The sequence below is a fragment of the Oleiphilus sp. HI0043 genome (assembly GCF_001634935.1).
This window is the reverse complement of record NZ_LWEY01000411.1, coordinates 1-918: the sequence shown is the minus strand read 5'-3', so window position 1 is coordinate 918 and position 918 is coordinate 1. Positions and strand designations below refer to the sequence as shown.

The 918-nt window shown below is 49.9% G+C and carries 1 protein-coding gene; it reads left to right on the top strand.

What is annotated here, in order from left to right; all coding sequences use genetic code 11:
• A partial coding sequence (locus A3729_RS32280; protein ID WP_197475592.1) for a hypothetical protein occupies positions 1–918 on the top strand: 918 nt, incomplete at both ends.

The following is a 918-nucleotide window of genomic DNA, read 5'->3' as shown; positions in this document are numbered from 1 at the left end:
TAACGGCCGGGGAACGAGAGCAAGCTAAACGTATACATGACAGAATAGCGGGTGTGCCCCCTACTGCAAGTGTACTCGACTCTATGGCGGCGGATATTTTGGCGGGCGAAGCTAGCAATGCGGCCTATACGGCAATGGAACACACTGCTTTCTATGACGTTACGCTAAAAAACCTTGCAGCCCCCTGGACAAATGAAGCCATGTCCAGCTTTGTGCCCTTCAATGACTATATGGCAACCGTAATTGGTTTAGTACGCGATGACGCAGACTTTCGGTCAGTTCTATATAGCGACGTGCTCTATGTCGGAAATTCTTCACTTGGGCTACCAAACCCGAGCATCAGTAGCAACGCGCATTATGAAGCTCTGGAAGATGGCGGACACAGCCTAAAAGAGTATCTGATTGCCAGCACTCAGTCGGAACAATACAACATCCCTAGCGCTGCCGCTGCCGGTATCATGACCACGCGCGCATCCGCTCATGCATTCATGAAAGACGGTACCAATCGTGCACTGTTCCGTTTTACCGTGTTAAACCACTTATGCAACGATATGGAGCAACTTAACGACACCTCCTTACCACCTGACCGCGTCAGGCAAGATGTTTCGCGTAGCCCTGGTGGCGACAGCAGAATCTTCTTAAACAGCTGTGTAGGTTGTCATAACGGCATGGACCCTCTTACCCAAGCGTTTGCTTACTACAACTATGATTACAATGTTGAGAATGACCCAGAGGGTTTAAACGGCCAAATGGTCTATAACCAGGAAGGCATGACCGATGCGAGCACTGGCAGCCGCGTACAAGCAAAGTATCACATCAACGCTAACAACTTTGAGTTTGGCTATATCACGCCAGATGACAGCTGGGAGAATTACTGGCGCTCAGGAAGAAACCAGTTACTGGGATGGGATTCCACCC